Annotated in this window: 17 protein-coding genes; 12 read left to right on the top strand and 5 right to left on the bottom strand. The window is 47.7% G+C overall.

Annotated elements, in window-relative coordinates:
- Positions 1-59: 59 nt before the first annotated feature.
- The gene (locus tag RIG68_RS01040; RefSeq protein WP_350117861.1) at positions 60-1,433 is read right to left on the bottom strand and encodes a sensor histidine kinase; all 1,374 of its coding nucleotides are present in this window, start codon (positions 1,431-1,433) and stop codon (positions 60-62) included.
- A complete protein-coding gene (locus tag RIG68_RS01035) occupies positions 1,433-2,110 on the bottom strand; it encodes a response regulator (RefSeq protein WP_350117859.1) in 678 nt (225 codons plus the stop codon). Before RIG68_RS01035 ends, RIG68_RS01040 begins: the two co-directional genes overlap by 1 nt.
- 245 nt (positions 2,111-2,355) lie before the next feature.
- On the opposite strand from RIG68_RS01035, the gene RIG68_RS01030 reads away from it, so the two are divergent.
- From RIG68_RS01030 to RIG68_RS00975, 12 genes are all read left to right on the top strand, one after another.
- On the top strand, positions 2,356-3,066 hold the full coding sequence (locus tag RIG68_RS01030) for a pirin family protein (RefSeq protein WP_350117857.1): 711 nt from the start codon (positions 2,356-2,358) through the stop codon (positions 3,064-3,066).
- Positions 3,067-3,118: 52 nt separating this feature from the next.
- Positions 3,119-3,400 carry a GNAT family N-acetyltransferase gene (locus RIG68_RS01025; RefSeq protein WP_350117855.1) on the top strand — a complete coding sequence of 94 codons (282 nt, stop codon included), beginning with the start codon at positions 3,119-3,121 and terminating at the stop codon, positions 3,398-3,400.
- Positions 3,397-3,711, top strand: a complete 315-nt coding sequence (locus tag RIG68_RS01020; protein ID WP_151999018.1) for a GNAT family N-acetyltransferase — start codon at positions 3,397-3,399, stop codon at positions 3,709-3,711. The genes RIG68_RS01025 and RIG68_RS01020 overlap by 4 nt, the downstream gene beginning before the upstream one ends.
- Before the next feature lie 5 nt (positions 3,712-3,716).
- The gene (locus RIG68_RS01015) at positions 3,717-4,100 is read left to right on the top strand and encodes an OsmC family protein (protein ID WP_350117853.1); all 384 of its coding nucleotides are present in this window, start codon (positions 3,717-3,719) and stop codon (positions 4,098-4,100) included.
- Between the two features lie 6 nt (positions 4,101-4,106).
- Positions 4,107-4,328, top strand: coding sequence for a (4Fe-4S)-binding protein (locus RIG68_RS01010; protein WP_350117851.1), 222 nt, complete (start codon positions 4,107-4,109; stop codon positions 4,326-4,328).
- Positions 4,329-4,455: 127 nt separating this feature from the next.
- A complete protein-coding gene (locus tag RIG68_RS01005) occupies positions 4,456-5,094 on the top strand; it encodes a LuxR C-terminal-related transcriptional regulator (RefSeq protein ID WP_350117849.1) in 639 nt (212 codons plus the stop codon).
- 357 nt (positions 5,095-5,451) lie between these two features.
- On the top strand, positions 5,452-6,369 hold the full coding sequence (locus RIG68_RS01000) for a heme/hemin ABC transporter substrate-binding protein (RefSeq protein WP_350117847.1): 918 nt from the start codon (positions 5,452-5,454) through the stop codon (positions 6,367-6,369).
- 27 nt (positions 6,370-6,396) lie between these two features.
- Positions 6,397-7,458, top strand: a complete 1,062-nt coding sequence (locus RIG68_RS00995) for a FecCD family ABC transporter permease (RefSeq protein ID WP_350117845.1) — start codon at positions 6,397-6,399, stop codon at positions 7,456-7,458.
- A 10-nt stretch (positions 7,459-7,468) separates the two neighbouring features.
- Complete coding sequence (locus RIG68_RS00990) at positions 7,469-8,296, top strand: heme ABC transporter ATP-binding protein (RefSeq protein WP_350069708.1); 828 nt, start codon at positions 7,469-7,471, stop codon at positions 8,294-8,296.
- The gene (locus tag RIG68_RS00985; protein ID WP_350117843.1) at positions 8,296-9,375 is read left to right on the top strand and encodes a hemin-degrading factor; all 1,080 of its coding nucleotides are present in this window, start codon (positions 8,296-8,298) and stop codon (positions 9,373-9,375) included. The genes RIG68_RS00990 and RIG68_RS00985 overlap by 1 nt, the downstream gene beginning before the upstream one ends.
- A 2-nt stretch (positions 9,376-9,377) precedes the next feature.
- Complete coding sequence (locus RIG68_RS00980) at positions 9,378-11,408, top strand: TonB-dependent receptor plug domain-containing protein (protein ID WP_350117841.1); 2,031 nt, start codon at positions 9,378-9,380, stop codon at positions 11,406-11,408.
- A 55-nt stretch (positions 11,409-11,463) separates the two neighbouring features.
- Positions 11,464-12,882 carry an HmuY family protein gene (locus RIG68_RS00975; protein WP_350117839.1) on the top strand — a complete coding sequence of 473 codons (1,419 nt, stop codon included), beginning with the start codon at positions 11,464-11,466 and terminating at the stop codon, positions 12,880-12,882.
- Positions 12,883-12,990: 108 nt separating this feature from the next.
- On the opposite strand, the gene RIG68_RS00970 is transcribed toward RIG68_RS00975, so the two are convergent.
- From RIG68_RS00970 to fahA, 3 genes are read right to left on the bottom strand one after another with little or no spacing between them, the layout of a single operon-like run.
- Positions 12,991-13,890, bottom strand: a complete 900-nt coding sequence (locus tag RIG68_RS00970; protein ID WP_350117837.1) for a flavin reductase family protein — start codon at positions 13,888-13,890, stop codon at positions 12,991-12,993.
- Position 13,891: 1 nt separating this feature from the next.
- Entirely contained in the window at positions 13,892-14,518 is a 627-nt protein-coding gene (locus RIG68_RS00965) for a GDSL-type esterase/lipase family protein (RefSeq protein ID WP_350117836.1), read from the bottom strand.
- Positions 14,519-14,530: 12 nt separating this feature from the next.
- Positions 14,531-15,805, bottom strand: coding sequence for a fumarylacetoacetase (fahA, locus tag RIG68_RS00960; protein WP_350117834.1), 1,275 nt, complete (start codon positions 15,803-15,805; stop codon positions 14,531-14,533).
- Between the last annotated feature and the right edge of the window lie 10 nt (positions 15,806-15,815).

The following is a 15,815-nucleotide window of genomic DNA, read 5'->3' as shown; positions in this document are numbered from 1 at the left end:
TATGATGCAATTGTACGACGGTCACCTAAAGGCCCTATTAGTGCGAGATTAAAATGGTATTAAATTTTTTTCTTGACCCGAAACGTTAGGGTAAAAGTGCTGCCCTTGCCCTTTTTTGACATAAGTGTCAACGTTCCCTCGTGCAGTTTCACTATTCTTTGCACCAGCGACAGTCCAATGCCGTGGCCTTTGATGTTTTGGGCATTGCTTCCCCTGTGAAAGGGCTCGAAAATCAACTCCTGTTCTTCTTCGTCTATGCCGATGCCAAAATCCCGGAAAGTCAACACCAGTTGTCCTCTGTCTGGTTCAACGTTTACCTGCACCTCATGAGGGTCAGAGTATTTGCACCCATTATCCATCAGGTTGAGCAAAGCAGTCTTTATCAATTGTTCATTGCCTACGATGGTCATCTGATCGTCCTCCAAATCCTCGTTGAACGATATTGAGACCTTGTATGATGGATTTCTTTTCTGGAGCTCACCAGCGCTTTGCCAGAGAACCTCGTCCACCCTTATAGAACCAAAGGAGCTTTCAACACTCTCAGAGCTCGCCTGTGCCAGCAGCAGCAGCCTGTTGGACAGATAATTCAGGCTCTTAATGTCATCAAGAACAGAATTTACAGTGCGTTTGTAATCTTCGGCAGTCCTGTCGTTCAGCAAGGTTACTTCAAGCTGGCCAGTGATAGCCGTAAGAGGAGTCCGCAACTCATGCGAGGCATTCGCAATGAAGTTCTTCTGAAGTTTGAAGGCCTCTTCCAGCCTGTCGAGCATTTCATTGAATGTACCAGCCAGGTGAGCCAGTTCATCCGTTTGGTTTCCCTCGTCCACCCGGCTGCTCAGGTTACTGATACCAATAGCATCGACCTGAGCGATCACCCGTGAAATGGGGCTTAATGTTCGACGGGCAAAAATCCGACCCGATACAAAAGTGAAGAGTAAGCCGGCACCAAAGACTATGAAAAGCACATTGCGCAGGTTGTCCAGCTTTCGGTACCCAAAAATATCGGTGGCAGAAGCAACCACCACCACCCTGTCGTATTGATCAGTAAAAAGTACACCCAACACCTCCTGATTGCCAAATACAAACCTCACCTCTCCTTCCAGCCTGATCCTGTTAAGCAGTGGCTCATTTACGGCTACCGTTTGCTCTCCCTCAGAGCTATAAAGCACCTGGTTTTGGTAGTCGAAAATAGTTATTTCTTCATTTGGCAGACTCACCGGGTTGTTTTCCTCAATCTTCCGCAGCAGCTCTGCGTCCACCTCCTCCACTTCAATAAGCAGTTTGGCCACATTTCTGGCTTTGTTCTCTATCCTTTCATAAAACTCTTGCTTGCGATACTGAGCCGATAAGTAATAGATCGCCAGGGAAGAAGCGCCCATGATCAGCGCCACTATAAGCAAGAAAAGGAAGGTGAGCTTGTCCCTGATTTGCATTAGGCTTTTTCAAAAATATACCCCATCCCTATCCGGGTATGGATGAGCTTGTCCTCAAAGTCCCTGTCTATCTTTTTCCTCAGGATATTGATATATACTTCCACCACATTGGTGCCAGTGTCAAAATCAATGTCCCACACTTTCTCCGAAATATCGATCTTCGACACTACTCTGCCTTTATTCCTCATCAGGTATTCGAGTAATCCAAATTCCTTCGCCGTCAGGTCTATTTGTTTATTTCCCCGATGAGCCACTTTTTTATCAAGATCAAGGGTCAAGTCGGCCACTGTCAACACATGTGAGACTACTTCCTCTCTCTGACTTCTGCGGGTAAGTGCTTTGAGCCGCAGCAGCAATTCCTTGAATTCAAAGGGCTTGACCAGGTAGTCGTCGGCACCAGCCTCAAAACCATTGACTTTGTCTTCGGTGGTACCCAGCGCAGTGAGCATGATTACCGGCAGTGAAGGTTTATTGTTCTTGATCGCCCGACAAAGTTCTACCCCACTGATAAAGGGGACTATCACATCCAGAACTGCGACGTCGTAAGACCCCTTTAGAAATAAGGTTAGCCCCATTTGCCCGTCAGTAGCCAGGTCAACCACATAGCCCTGCTCTTCAAGCCCCTGCTTGATAAATGATGCCACCTTTGCTTCGTCTTCTACCAGTAGTATGTTCACACTATTCGTCTTTTGTTCGGTATTACACCTTAGTGAATCTAAAGTACACGTACTAACGCCATTATTCCACAAAAACTCATGATAATACAGAGATATGAAAAAGGATTAAGCCTCAAATTAAAACGATATTAAAAACAACATTTTTTGGTGAAGCTCGTATTTACATGTACATACATATAAACTAATCTTGAGTTGATGTAACAGAGGATTTTTCTCTAACTTCAGCTCGGAAAGGAGAACAGAAAATGAAAACCGTTTTGCATCAGGCAAACACCAGAGGCCACGCCAACCACGGTTGGTTAGACTCTTATCATACGTTCAGTTTTGCCCAATACTACAACCCTGAAAGGGTACATTTTGGTGTGCTGAGGGTATTGAATGATGATACAGTAAGCGGCAGCATGGGCTTTGGTACTCATCCCCACGACAATATGGAAATCATTTCCATTCCGTTGTCGGGCGACCTTGAGCATCAGGACAGCATGGGCAACAAACAGGTGATAAGGCAGGGAGATGTGCAGGTACTGAGTGCCGGCACAGGCATCTACCACAGTGAGAAGAACTTCCACAAAGACAAAGAGGTGAAATTCCTTCAAATATGGATGTTCCCCAACAAAAAGGATGTGACACCCCGCTATGACCAGATCACCCTTGACGCCGATAAAAACCATAATGCATGGCAGCAGGTGTTGTCGCCCAATGCGGATGATGAGGGTGTGTGGGTACACCAAAATGCCTGGTTTAGCATGACCAAGCTTGACGCCGGCAAGTCGCTCGACTATCAGGTGAAAGGAAAAGGCAATGGCCTCTACTACTTTATTCTGGAAGGCGATGTTGAAGTGGACGGGCAGAAACTAGGCAGAAGAGATGGCTTCGGAGTTTGGGAAACCGACCATAGCAAGTTAACCGCCGCCTCCAATGCCGAAGTGTTGCTCATGGAAGTGCCAATGAATTAAATCACCGAAGGCTGACAGGTTATTCTGCCAGCCTTTTTAATATCTTACAACCATGCTAGAAGTAAAACAACGGGAAGAAGACTCAAAAGGATCATTCTACATAGAATCGGAAGGTCGCAAAATGGCCGAGATGACCTACAGCAAAGCTGGCACAGATCGTATCATTATTGACCACACCGAAGTGGGCGGCGAATTGCGTGGCCAGGGTGCAGGTAGGCTGATGGTAGAAAGCGCCGTAGCTTACGCAAGAGAAAAGAAGATAAGCATTATTCCTCTTTGTCCTTTTGCCAGATCCGTATTTGATAAAAACCCTGAATTAAGAGACGTGTTATGAACCTGGACGCTTATAAGACTATCAATAACCCCGACAAAAAGAGGTTTGAGTTAGAGATTGACGGTGTTCTGTCTGTGATAGAATACACGTTCAAGAAATCAACCAATCAAATGTTCCTTGTTCATACCGAGGTAAATCCATCATTGAGAGGAAAAGGAGTGGCCAGTAAGATTGTGAAAGAAGCACTGGACATGATCAGGAAGGAGGGCCAGGAGCTGGTGCCACTTTGTCCGTTCGTGGTGGCATTTTTGAAAAAGCATCACGAGTATCATGACTTGATGAATGAAACAAATAAAGCAAGATTTAAATAACACCCATGGCAGAAGCAACAGCAACCCCAAACGGCACAAATTTTCAGGTGAGTGCGAAAATCCGCCAGCACGAAGTATTGCTCGATGAACCCGAAGAAAAAGGAGGGGGAGATACCGCCCCTACACCCTCAGAGTTTGTTTGTGCAAGCCTTGCTGCCTGCACCACTATCACGTTGCAGATGTATATTCAGCACAAAGGGTGGGAGGCCTCTGTTAAATCAGTGAACGTAGTGTATGAAACGGTTGATGGCGTGGGCACCTTCAGGAGAAAGGTAGTGCTGGCTGGCTACACCCAGGAACAGCTACCAAGACTTACATCTGTGGCCAATAGCTGCCCCATTCACAAAATGCTCTCAAAAGCTAACCCAATAGACACAGAAATTAACTAAACTGATATGGCCGACAACATAAAAGAGTACAGTAACGGAGAGGTAACCATCATTTGGCAGGCTGAAAAGTGCCAGCACTCGGAAAAATGCTGGAGAGGTTTGCCCGGAGTGTTTAATTACAAGGAGCGTCCCTGGATCAAAACTGAAGGCGGAACAAGTGAAGAAATTATCGAGCAGGTGAAAAAATGTCCTTCGGGCGCCCTTACCTACAGAATGACGAGCAAATAGACTGGATTGGTGCTGTAACTTCATCCTGAAAATTGACCTGTTAAGTCAATTATTTATATTTAGTCTAAATAAACTTTAATTTCTCAAGGGACTTGCTGTTATTTGCAGACTGAGGATAAAATGCCTGATGTCTGCACCTAACATAATCGTAGCTGATACACATGAATTGTCCGTCGCCGGCTTGTTATACCTGGTGCATCAAGCTTTTGAAACCGCACAGGTAGAAACGGCCAAGAGCAGTGTTGCATTGAGCAACGTCCTGAAAAAATTTCCGTCCGGCATCCTTATAGTCAACCCATATGGGGTGAAAGACCTGAATCCGGCGAGTCTCTTAAAAGTGCTTACCGACAACCCTCAAGTATACCCTCTCCTACTTGTTTCCCGCATCGATCAGGAAGACTTAAAGCCACTGATCAAATTGGGCTCCATTGGCATCATCACCAAAAACTGTAGTCAGCGAGAAGTTTTGGCAGCCCTTGAAGCTGCAGTTCATCAGGAGAAATTTGTTTGCAACAAAGTGATGGAGGCTTTCCTGCCAGTAAATGCGCCCGACGACCAGCTTCCCGGAAACCAGCTTTCTGAAAGAGAAATCGGGGTTATCCGATTTATAGCAAAAGGCATGTCGACAGAGGAAATTGGAGAGGAGCTGCACCTCAGCCCTCATACCATTCACGCCCATCGAAAAAATATCCTGAAGAAAATGAACGTGAAGACTCCTGTGGATCTCGTGGTGAAGGCCATCCGGGAGAAGCTTATTACTGTTTAATTTCCTCAATCAGTCAAAAATAAACTTACTCGCCATACCTGGGTGAGCTATAAGAAAATTTTTATAGCTCATAAACTGGGCATTTGTTGGGCTATAAATACATGAATCATTGGCTCCTGTCAAACGTCCAATGCGCAAAGAAGCGCCGCATTTCAAAAATGGCTAATGTAAATTTTAATTGAAAACATTTAGCAATCCCCTCCGAATAATAGCACCAATAGCTTAAACTAGCTATCGCCAATCCCTACTAAAAGCACTCCCTGTACTTAAAGAAGCAGTTATTTAAGCTCAATCAAGCGATTGACAGCCCAATCTCCCCGGCCTACATTTGCTATTATTTAAAATGATTCTAAATAAATGAAGCATATCAATCTATTTGGCATTTCGGCTGTGTGCCTGCTCGTATTCAGCCAATGCGGGCCAGCAAATACAACATCGGAGAGCACAGAAAACTCAGCTCCCGAAAAGGAATCACTAAAAATAGTTAGCATTGGAGGGACTTTGTCTGAGGTCGTTTGTGCACTGGGAAGTTGTGATCAGATTATTGCGGCTGATAAAACAAGCACCCGACCTAAAAGCCTGCAAGACCTTCCTTCGGTAGGCTATCGCACTGGCATCAAAGCCGAAGGCGTGCTGTCGTTGGATGCTGATATTGTGTTGGCTGAGGAGGATCATATTAACGCCGAGGTTATTACCCAGTTGCAAGCGACAGCTTTGCCAGTTCATACGTTCAAACATGAACTCAACGTCGCTTCCACCAAAAAGATAATAGCTGACATAGGTAAAATTATCAATAAGGAGCAGGAAGCAGAGCAACTGGTTGTCACGCTGGAGCAAGACCTCAATCTATTGGATTCGATGATTGGCAAAACCAGCACGAAACCGAGGGTGCTATTCGTGTATGCACGTGGGCTTGGCTCATTGAGTATCTGCGGCAAAAACACATTTGCCGAGGAGCTCATCAAAATGGCCGGTGCGCAGTTTGCTGTTGACGAAATATTCGACTACAAACCACTAACACCAGAGGCCCTGGTGGCAGCCAATCCTGACTACATTTTGTTTTTTGACAGTGGCCTCGAAAGCCTGGGCGGCGTGGAAGGAGCACTTCAAATACAGGGCCTGATGCAAACCACGGCAGGAGAAAAAAAGCAAATCCTTGCTATGGATGGACTTTGGTTGTCAGGCTTTGGGCCCGGGGTAGGAAAAGCAGCTATTCAGCTAGCAACTAGCATTCACCCTGAGCTGGCAGCGCACAACGTGGCCCAAAGCAACTAACCTATGCAAGTGGCTACCCTTCCGGCAATGAAAGCTAAAAGCAACTTCACTACCCATACTGCGATATTAGGCAGTCTGGTGGCGCTGCTTGTGTGCACTATGTTCATTTCGCTTCGTGTGGGTGCCCTGGGCATCAGTGTTGGTCAAATTGTTAATATTCTCCTTCACAACCTGGGACTCGATGTGGCAGATGTCAGCTCAAGAGATTCGGCAGTTTTGCTGTCGATCCGTCTTCCGAGGCTGGTACTTGGCGTGGCAGTTGGTGGCGCACTGGGTATTTCAGGTGCTGCATTGCAAGGGTTATTCAGAAATCCGCTTGTGGAGCCCGGCATCATCGGTATTTCCAACGGAGCGGCTTTGATGGCTGTCGTTGTCCTGGTTTTCGGCCCTGGCATCGCTTTGTTTTTAACTCCGGACCTTACAACATGGCTGCTTCCAGTGGCCGCCTTTTCAGGCAGCCTTGCTGCCACCTACATCGCCTACCAATTCAGCAAAGGTGCATATCAAACCGACGTCACCATCCTCATCCTTGCAGGTGTAGCCATCACTGCCCTTTGCGCAGCTCTCATGGGCATCGTCATCTTCCATTCTAACGAAACAGCGTTGCGTTCCTTCACCTTCTGGAGCATGGGCGATCTGAGTGGTGCCTCCTGGGATAAAATAGGATTCACTATCTGGCTTATTGTGCTCCCTGCCGTCGCCCTTATCGGGCAAAGTCAGTCGCTCAACGCCATCGCTTTGGGAGAATCCGAAGCCCGTCATTTGGGAGTGGAAGTAGAAAAAATCAAGCATCGCATCATTTTACTCAGTGCGCTGGCAGTGGGCGCATCGGTTGCCATGGCAGGTGCCATCGGGTTCATTGGCTTGGTTGTTCCTCACATTCTGCGCATGGCATTTGGCCCGGATCACAAACTGATACTTCCGGCTTCAGCCATAGGCGGTGCCATTTTGCTTACCGTAGCAGATATGATTGCCAGAACAATTGTTGCTCCTACAGAGCTCCCTATCGGGATTATCACAGCACTAATGGGAACGCCATTTTTCATCTGGATGCTCGCCTCAGTCAGAAAAAAAAGAATTCAGATTTAACCGGACTCTCATGTATCAGGGAAAAAACATAAGTTATTCTGTAGGCCCTAAGAAAATACTCGACCAGGTGTCGGTTGCCGTTTTCCCAGGCAAGTTTACTGCCATTGTCGGCCCTAATGGCGCCGGCAAGTCAACGCTTTTGAAAGCGCTATGCCGGGACATACTCCCTGACGACGGAGAAATCAGCATCAACGGTCAGGCAATGCCCACCTATACTTCAAAGGAGTTGGCATTGACAAGAGCAGTGCTGCCGCAAAAAACACACCTGAGCCTGGCCTTTACCGCTGAAGAGGTGGTGATGCTCGGAAGAACTCCTCATAACACTACCAACAGCCAAAACAAAGAGATCGCAAAGGAAGTGATGCGGGAGGCCGATGTTTATCACCTCAAGCACAGAGTCTACCAAACACTGTCGGGTGGCGAGCAGCAAAGAGTGAACCTGGCCAGGGTACTTGCTCAATTGCACGACCAGCAGGAGCATCCGACTTACCTGCTGTTAGATGAACCGACCTCAAGCCTCGACATAGCACAGCAGCATGGCTTGCTCGACATAGTTCGGCAAAGGTGTGTGGAACGTGGATATGGAGTGGCCGCTGTGATACATGACCTCAACCTTGCCGCTCAGTACGCCGACTACTTTCTGTTTATGAAAAACGGGAAAGAAGTGGGGCAGGGCCCTAGTCAACTTATGCTCAGAAAGGAAATGATCGAGCATACATTTTCCTACCCTGTTGAGCTGATTTACGGTGAGAATAGCGACATACCTATGATATACACAAAGGGTTCCGTCCCTTTTGAAACTACATCCCTTTTGAACGAAACTATAAATAGCAGATAATGGAAAACTTAACGATTGATAAAACTGATGTTCAGGCTCTAAAAAAAGCCTGGGAGGAGATTCAAGCCGCACAACCAAATGTAAGAATCAGAAATGCTGCTCAGGAGCTGGGAGTAAGTGAAGCAGAACTTTTGGCAACAGAAGTAGGCCCGACCTGCATAAGACTGGACGCCACCCCGGAACGAAGCTGGCCCGACTTTTTGAAGCGGCTACCAGAGCTTGGCTACGTGATGTCATTAACCAGAAACGACGCATGTGTGCTGGAGCACAAGGGTAAATTCCAAAAAGTGGAAACTTTTGGCGAAGGTGAAAGAGCTATGGGAACGGTGATTGGCCCTATCGAAACCCGTGTTTTCTTTAGCGCCTGGCATGTGGGGTTTGCCCACCAAATGACCAAAGGCGACAGAACCCTCACCAGCTTGCAGATTTTCGATAAGGCCGGAGAGGCGATCACAAAAATTTACCTGCAGGAAAAAAGCAACAACGACGCCTTTCTGAAAATTGTTGAAGACTACCGCTCCGACAACCAGGAGCCGGGGCAAACGGTAGAGCCTTACAGCCAACCCACCTTTGGAGACTCCATCGACAAACCCGCCTTTCTTCAAGAATGGAGTGAATTAAAAGATACCCACGACTTCTTTGGCATGCTGAAAAGGCACAACGTGCATCGCTACAAGGCGCTTGAGATTGCCAATGGCACTTTCAGTTACCCCATAAGCACCGACAACCTGCAGCAGGTGCTCGAAACTGCCGCAAGCACCAAACTTCCCATCATGATTTTTGCCGGCAACCGGGGCAACCTGCAAATACAGCAAGGAAAGGTAAAAACGATCCGCCTTCTCGAAAGCCAGGAAAAATGGCTCAATGTCCTTGACCCGGAATTCAACATGCACCTGAAGCTGGAGGCCAGCCAAACTGCCTGGGTAGTGCGCAAACCCACGTCAGAAGGCAATGTTACCAGCATAGAAGTGTTTGACGCCGGGAAAAATATGATTGCCCAGTTTTTTGGCCTTAGAAAACCAGGCATTCCTGAATTGGAGGCATGGAAACAACTAGTCGACTCACTACCAAAGCTATAGGGATGCGAATAATTCTTCTAGTCATCTCTGTTTTCGTTGTTCATTTCGGCCTGGCGGCTCAGGACAGCCTGAAAAGTTATGTGATGGACGACATTGTTATCACTGGCCAGTTCGAACCCCAATCAGCCAGTAGATCGGTGTATCAGGTAAGAACCATTGCTATGGAAAGAATCCAGTCACAAGGAGCTAATCGTTTGCAGGACGTGCTGCAGACGGAACTCAATGTGAGGTTTTCTCAGGACATGGCTCTTGGTGAGTCGAGTATGACGCTACAAGGACTTGGCGGCCAGAATATCAAAGTCTTGATAGACGGCATGCCTTTGATTACAAGGGAGGGCACCTCCAATTCGGGTGCCCTTAATCAGGTAGATGTCAACAACATCGAGAAGATAGAGATAGTGGAAGGGCCCATGTCGGTAGTGTATGGTGCTGATGCGCTGGCAGGAGTCATCAATATTATTACCAAAAAGCCGGAGAACGACAAGCTTTCATTGGATGCCCGGATACAGGAAGAGTCTGCCGGGTCGGAATACGGATTCGACAAGGGCGTTCACAATCAAAGCATGGGGGCAGGCTATAAGCTGGGCAAAGTGTATACCCAGGCAAGGCTAAGCCACAACCAGTTTTATGGCTGGCAGGGAAATGCCACGGGCCGGGACAAACAATGGCACCCAAAAAACCAATGGCTGAGCAGCGGGCTCATCGGCTTCAGAAATGATAAATCAAACATTTTCTACAAGCTCGACTATCTGGACGAGTCTATCCAAAACCCGGGCGTTTTCAATGGTGGCGAGGCACTTGATCAGGAGTATATCACCAAAAGGTTCAACCACCAGCTACAAGGCCAAACCAGGTTATTTGACAAATTGAGCTACAACGGCGCTGTTTCTCTTATCAATTTTAGCAGACGCACACTTACAACCACAGTGGATCAGGAGACTGGCGATGTAAGGCTGGCCCTTGGTGCAGGGTTGCAAGATGTATCTTCGTACGACGGTATTAGTCTAAGGGGCACATTCCAATACAGCCTTTCACCTCAGTGGTCGTTTCAGCCGGGCTACGATATTAACCTGGAACAGGGAGAAGGTGGCCGAATCAGCGCTGACGCTCCCTGGTTGAACGACTATGCTTTCTTCTTTTCCACTGAATATACCCCAACTGACAAAATAAGCATCAGGCCTGGCTTTCGGGTCATTCAAAACTCGGTGTACCAGGCACCGCCAGCAGTTCCTTCCATCAACACTAAGTTTCAGTTAACCGACAACCTGGTACTAAGGGCTGCCTACGCAAGAGGCTTCAGGGCACCATCGTTGAGAGAACTGTACTTCAACTTCTACGACGCCAGCCATTCCATCGAAGGAAACCCCGACCTGGAGGCCGAACTATCTAACAGTGTGAATGGTGGACTTAGCTGGAAGGTGATGAGCACAGCCAAATCGAGGGTTGACATGACACTCAATAGTTTCTTTAACGCAGTAGATAACATGATTAGCTACGGACAGAAACCCAGCAACAGTCTGATAACTACCTACATCAATATTGATAAGTTTAAAACGAAGGGACTTATGTGGAACACCACCTATACAGGCAAGGCCCTTGAAGTAAAAGTGGGGGTTTCCTATACCGGGCGATACAACCAACTAATAGAAGACGATAGTGAGCTTCCCGAATTCACATGGACGCCTGAAGCGAACCTGGTAACCACCTATCAACTGGAATCTGCCGGGCTGACCTTCAATGTATTCTACAAATACACCGGCTCATTGCCCAACTATGAAGTGAGCACAGACGATACCGGTGCTGAGGCTATTCGACTGGCCAAAATAGACGGATACCATATGATGGATTTCACCGCCAGAAAGGAATTGTTCGGCTACCTGAATGCCACACTTGGAGTGAGAAACCTCCTCAACGTGACGAATGTAAACAACACGTCCACCGATACGGGCGGAACCCACAGTACGGGCGGAGCGAGGCCAATTGGCTATGGAAGATCTTACTTTTTGGGGCTGAGTTTTAACCTGAACAAGTAAACAAGAGTAAAAAAATTTAGAAATCTATTTATAATAAGTCTAATTAAAATTAAAGATGAAGAATACAATTACACATTGGATAAAGGCCAAATATTTTGTCCTATCAATATGCTCGATGGCTATTTTAACAGCATGCGGTGATGATGAACCAGCTCTTCCCGACAATCTTGTCAATTTTCCATCGGCTCAACAAAGCATTACTGAAGATGAAAGCGAACTTGAAGTAGTTCTTTCATTTTCACGAGCCCTGGATGTGACAACAGCTAGTATTACGGTGGAACTTGCCGGAGAAAACATCGCCTACGGAACCAAATTCACAACTACGCCTGCGGCCAGCAACAATGCAATCACCCTAACGGCCGTAGAAGGTGCTCAGGAAGCCTCCTTCACTGTTTCTAAGGTTGATGGAGCTCTTTTCGATGGGGATGAGGTCATCACATTTACCCTCTCTACTTCCAGCGATGGGCTTTTGCCTGGCACCACCGCCACCATGACGCTCAGCTTTGCGGAGATACTGGCGACACAAGGCCAGATAGACATTGACGGAGGAGGTACTACCTATCCCAACAAGGTATTCATTGACCTGAGTGCCAACCGCCAAACAGCAGTGAACCGGGACAGTTGGGATCTCGGCTTCTATTCGGGAGCCGACTTCAAAGTAATTCTCAATTCATCGGTTACCATGTTTGCCCAAGCCCTGGAGAAAACATATCTCTCAGAAGTAACTGCTGCTGATACAGTTGGCTTTGCGGCTGCTATGAGCATCAACGCCTTTTCTACCGATGCTTTTGGCTGGATCGACGACCCAAGTGGTGACCTGGACAAAACGGCCATAGCAGAAATTTCAGCAACGGCTGACGAAAACGTTGTGTACATCATTAACCGGGGAGAAGCACCGGCAGCTGCTGCGGGTGCTGTAGGCGAATCAAGAGGATGGAAAAAAATTAAGATAACCCAAACAGCAGAGGGCTACCTGCTTCAGTATGCCGACATTTCCGCTACCACTTTTGAAGAAATAGAAATAGACAAAGTGGAAGGACAGCAATTCGTTTACGCACACTTTGAGGATGGCGTTGTGGATGTAGAACCAGCCAAAGACAAGTGGGACATTGCCTGGACAGGCTTCATGAATTCCACCAATTTTGGCAGTGGCCTTATCCCTTACTACTTCCAGGACATAGTATTGCAGAATGTAGCCGGAGTGGAAACAGCCATGGTGCTGACAGAAACAATAAGCTATGAGGATTTTAGCAGTAGCAACGCAGCCAGCCTAGCATTCAGCGAAAGTCAGGCGGCGATTGGTTCAACCTGGAGAGTAACCGGCGGGCCCGGTGGAAGTCAACCAGCTGTACATGAAGACAGATTTTACATCATTAAAGACGCAAGCGGCAACTACTACAAACTGAAATTTACTGCGCTGATGCAGGGGGGCGAACGTGGGAAACCACAGATAGCCTACGAACTGCTTGACTGAAGCATCCTGGCTGCTAAGAGTTTACTGAATAACAAGTAGTTTAAATAGGATGTAGTAGATAGGCAAGGCCGTCCCTGAAAGGGATGGCTTTCCTTTTTTCTGCTCTTTCTAAATCTGCAACAAAATCTTCCACGCTATCTCCACATATCCATCATGCAGGTATTGCTGGGCGAGCTGATGCAGGGCCTCCTCGAAACCAGTAGGATCGTTTTCGTATTCCTCGACTAGCAGCTGTACTTTTTCGTGCTTATGATACTCCCTTACCTCTTCATCGCTGGGCAGGTGCTCCACGTTACCCAGCATGCCAAGATCATTGCCTGTGAGCACGCTGCTGAGTCTGATACGCTCTGGCAGCTTATCCACGCCCATTCCCTTTTTCTCTAAAGGCTTCGGTACTTCAAACAAAGCCTCGCCGTGGGCTCTGCAATACCAGTTGCCTCCCATGCGGGCAACTGTGTCCACTTTTTCTGTATCCACCCTCCCCTGCTCGTCCAATATCTCTTTTTTGAAATGCATGAGCAATACCTCGCAAATCACCAGGTTGCCGGCACCTCCCTGATCACCCAACGGAAGGATTTGCTTTACGCTGCACTCAAAAGATGCGGGTGACTCGGCTACCCTGGGTGGTTTAACTTTTTCTGACGGAACTTCCGTAAAACCAGCCTTCACAAACTCATTAACGCCTTTCTCATACTCGGTGCTCGACAGCGACATTTGCTGCACCATGGCGTAGCTCACAATATTGATCACCACCTCCCCATGTTCGTGCACATTGTCCAATGTGTGCTTGGTAGAATTGTCACGCACCCTTCTTGAGGGAGAAAAAATAAGCATAGGGGGATTAGAGCTGAACATGTTGAAAAAGCTGAAAGGACTCAGATTGACCCTGCCTTCTTTATCAATCGTGCTAGCGAAAGCAATAGGTCTCGGGGCCACCACGCCCTGCATGAGCCCATGCAAAGCCGGCACACTTACATCCTTTGGGTCAATGGTCATCACGTGATCCATATTATTTGATTTTCTTGTAAACAGCTTCGGCTATCAGGTTTGCCCCAGCAGCATCGGGGTGCACACCATCAGGGAACATTTCGGGATGGCCTGACAATGCCTTGTAAAGGTCGATGGTCTTCAGCTTCGCCTCCTTTGCCGTTTGCTCCACTCTGGGAATTACGCCTCCTTTTACTACTTCCTCGGTAATATTAAAAGCGTCTTTGTAAACTGGCACCGGCAGGCAAATGTAGATTTTTGGCTGGCTGGGCAAAGAGGCAAATGACCGAATAAACTCGAGGTATTCGTCGATAAAATCGCCTTTGTATTTCCAGTTCTGCGGCTTGCTGTCGTTGGTACCCAGCTTGATGACCACGATATCAGGCTGCCAGGCCAACACCTCTGTGTACTTCGGTTCGTTCCAATAGGGAAAGTCGCCCTGTTTCAAAAGCGTCCGGCCACTGATGCCGTAATTTCTAACCTCATAGCCATTGCCCAGCAGCTGCCCCAGCACCTGCGGGTATCGTTTGTCCTCCTCCTCAATACCATGACCTTCGGTGATGCTGTCGCCAACACAGGCCACTTTGATTGGTTGGGCCTTAACCATAAAAAAACCTGCAAGCATAAATGTAAGGAGAATGGATTTCATAGGATGGAGCGTTTAAGTAGCTGGTAAAATTTCAGCCTTTACTTCACCAAAACCAATTCTTACCCCATCTTTTTCTGCATATCCCCTCATCGTCACCGTATCGCCATCCTGCAAAAAACTTCGGGTGGTGCCATCGGGCATAGGTATCGGTTTGGTTCCCTTCCAGGCCAGCTCCAGCATAGATCCATAGCTATCGGGCGTGGGGCCGCTGATCGTGCCAGAAGCATACATATCGCCTACGTTGATATTGCAGCCGTTGACGGTGTGGTGGGCCAGCTGCTGGCGAATGTTCCAGTACATGTGCTTGAAGTTGGATCGGCACACCACTTTCTCTGTGCTTCCTTTAGGCTGAATCCCCACTTCGAGATTGATATCAAAATTACTGAGTCCTTCGGCCTTCAGGTAAGGCAGAACTTCTGGTTCCTGCTTTGGCCCCGCCACCCTGAATGGCTCCAGTGCATCCAGTGTCACTACCCATGGCGACACAGACGATGCAAAATTTTTGGCAAGAAACGGCCCCAGCGGCACATACTCCCACGCCTGCATATCACGAGCCGACCAGTCGTTGAAAAGCACAAAGCCGAAAATGTAGTCGTCAGCTTCCGAAGTCGAAATACTTTCTCCCAGCTTGTTCTCTTTGCAGGTGATGAATGCCATCTCCAGTTCAAAGTCAAGGCGGCCGCTTGGGCCAAATACCGGTTGGTCTTTATCGCCATCCTTTCTCTGCCCTTTCGGCCTACGGATGGGCTCACCACTCACGATAATGGACGACGCCCTGCCATGATAACCCACCGGCAAGTGCTTCCAATTGGGCAGCAAAGCATTTTCAGGATCCCGAAACATGGTGCCCACATTGGTAGCGTGCTCTTTGCTGGAATAGAAATCAGTGTAGTCGCCTACTTTCACCGGCATGAGCAGTTTTGCCTCTTTCATAGGTACCAGCAAGTCGGGAAGCAGATCCTCTTCATCTCTGAGGTCTTCGTTTTCATCATTGAGAAGGTCGGCTATTCTGTTTCTTAGTGCACTTGTCTTTTCCTTTCCGTATGCCATTAGTTCATTCAGGTAGGGTTGAGCAAACACCGATTCTGGAATATGAAGCGCATCCAGAAACCCTTCGTGGGCAAGCATTTTTAGGTCAAGCACGTAGTCGCCGATGGCTACGCCTACCCTGGGCTGGGTGTTTGCCGTTTGAAAAATACCGAAGGGTAGGTTTTGAATGGGGAAGTCAGACCCCGGCCTGACTTCTACCCATGATTTTAATGAGGGATCGTTTGCTGTTATAATCATCTTTGGGTCT

This window comes from Imperialibacter sp. (genome assembly GCF_040222385.1).
Classification (GTDB): domain Bacteria; phylum Bacteroidota; class Bacteroidia; order Cytophagales; family Cyclobacteriaceae; genus Imperialibacter.
Note: the sequence above shows the minus strand (reverse complement) of the source record. Positions and strands in the feature narration are given on the sequence as shown.

Excerpts from the sequence above, each read along its gene's own strand:
- RIG68_RS01040 (WP_350117861.1), bottom strand. The coding sequence starts at position 1,433 with ATGCAAATCAGGGACAAGCTCACCTTCCTTTTCTTGCTTATAGTGGCG.
- RIG68_RS01030 (WP_350117857.1), top strand. The coding sequence starts at position 2,356 with ATGAAAACCGTTTTGCATCAGGCAAACACCAGAGGCCACGCCAACCAC.
- RIG68_RS01025 (WP_350117855.1), top strand. The coding sequence starts at position 3,119 with ATGCTAGAAGTAAAACAACGGGAAGAAGACTCAAAAGGATCATTCTAC.
- RIG68_RS01020 (WP_151999018.1), top strand. The coding sequence starts at position 3,397 with ATGAACCTGGACGCTTATAAGACTATCAATAACCCCGACAAAAAGAGG.
- RIG68_RS01015 (WP_350117853.1), top strand. The coding sequence starts at position 3,717 with ATGGCAGAAGCAACAGCAACCCCAAACGGCACAAATTTTCAGGTGAGT.
- RIG68_RS01010 (WP_350117851.1), top strand. The coding sequence starts at position 4,107 with ATGGCCGACAACATAAAAGAGTACAGTAACGGAGAGGTAACCATCATT.
- RIG68_RS01005 (WP_350117849.1), top strand. The coding sequence starts at position 4,456 with ATGTCTGCACCTAACATAATCGTAGCTGATACACATGAATTGTCCGTC.
- RIG68_RS01000 (WP_350117847.1), top strand. The coding sequence starts at position 5,452 with ATGAAGCATATCAATCTATTTGGCATTTCGGCTGTGTGCCTGCTCGTA.
- RIG68_RS00995 (WP_350117845.1), top strand. The coding sequence starts at position 6,397 with ATGAAAGCTAAAAGCAACTTCACTACCCATACTGCGATATTAGGCAGT.
- RIG68_RS00990 (WP_350069708.1), top strand. The coding sequence starts at position 7,469 with ATGTATCAGGGAAAAAACATAAGTTATTCTGTAGGCCCTAAGAAAATA.
- RIG68_RS00985 (WP_350117843.1), top strand. The coding sequence starts at position 8,296 with ATGGAAAACTTAACGATTGATAAAACTGATGTTCAGGCTCTAAAAAAA.
- RIG68_RS00980 (WP_350117841.1), top strand. The coding sequence starts at position 9,378 with ATGCGAATAATTCTTCTAGTCATCTCTGTTTTCGTTGTTCATTTCGGC.
- RIG68_RS00975 (WP_350117839.1), top strand. The coding sequence starts at position 11,464 with ATGAAGAATACAATTACACATTGGATAAAGGCCAAATATTTTGTCCTA.
- RIG68_RS00970 (WP_350117837.1), bottom strand. The coding sequence starts at position 13,890 with ATGGATCACGTGATGACCATTGACCCAAAGGATGTAAGTGTGCCGGCT.
- RIG68_RS00965 (WP_350117836.1), bottom strand. The coding sequence starts at position 14,518 with ATGAAATCCATTCTCCTTACATTTATGCTTGCAGGTTTTTTTATGGTT.
- fahA (WP_350117834.1), bottom strand. The coding sequence starts at position 15,805 with ATGATTATAACAGCAAACGATCCCTCATTAAAATCATGGGTAGAAGTC.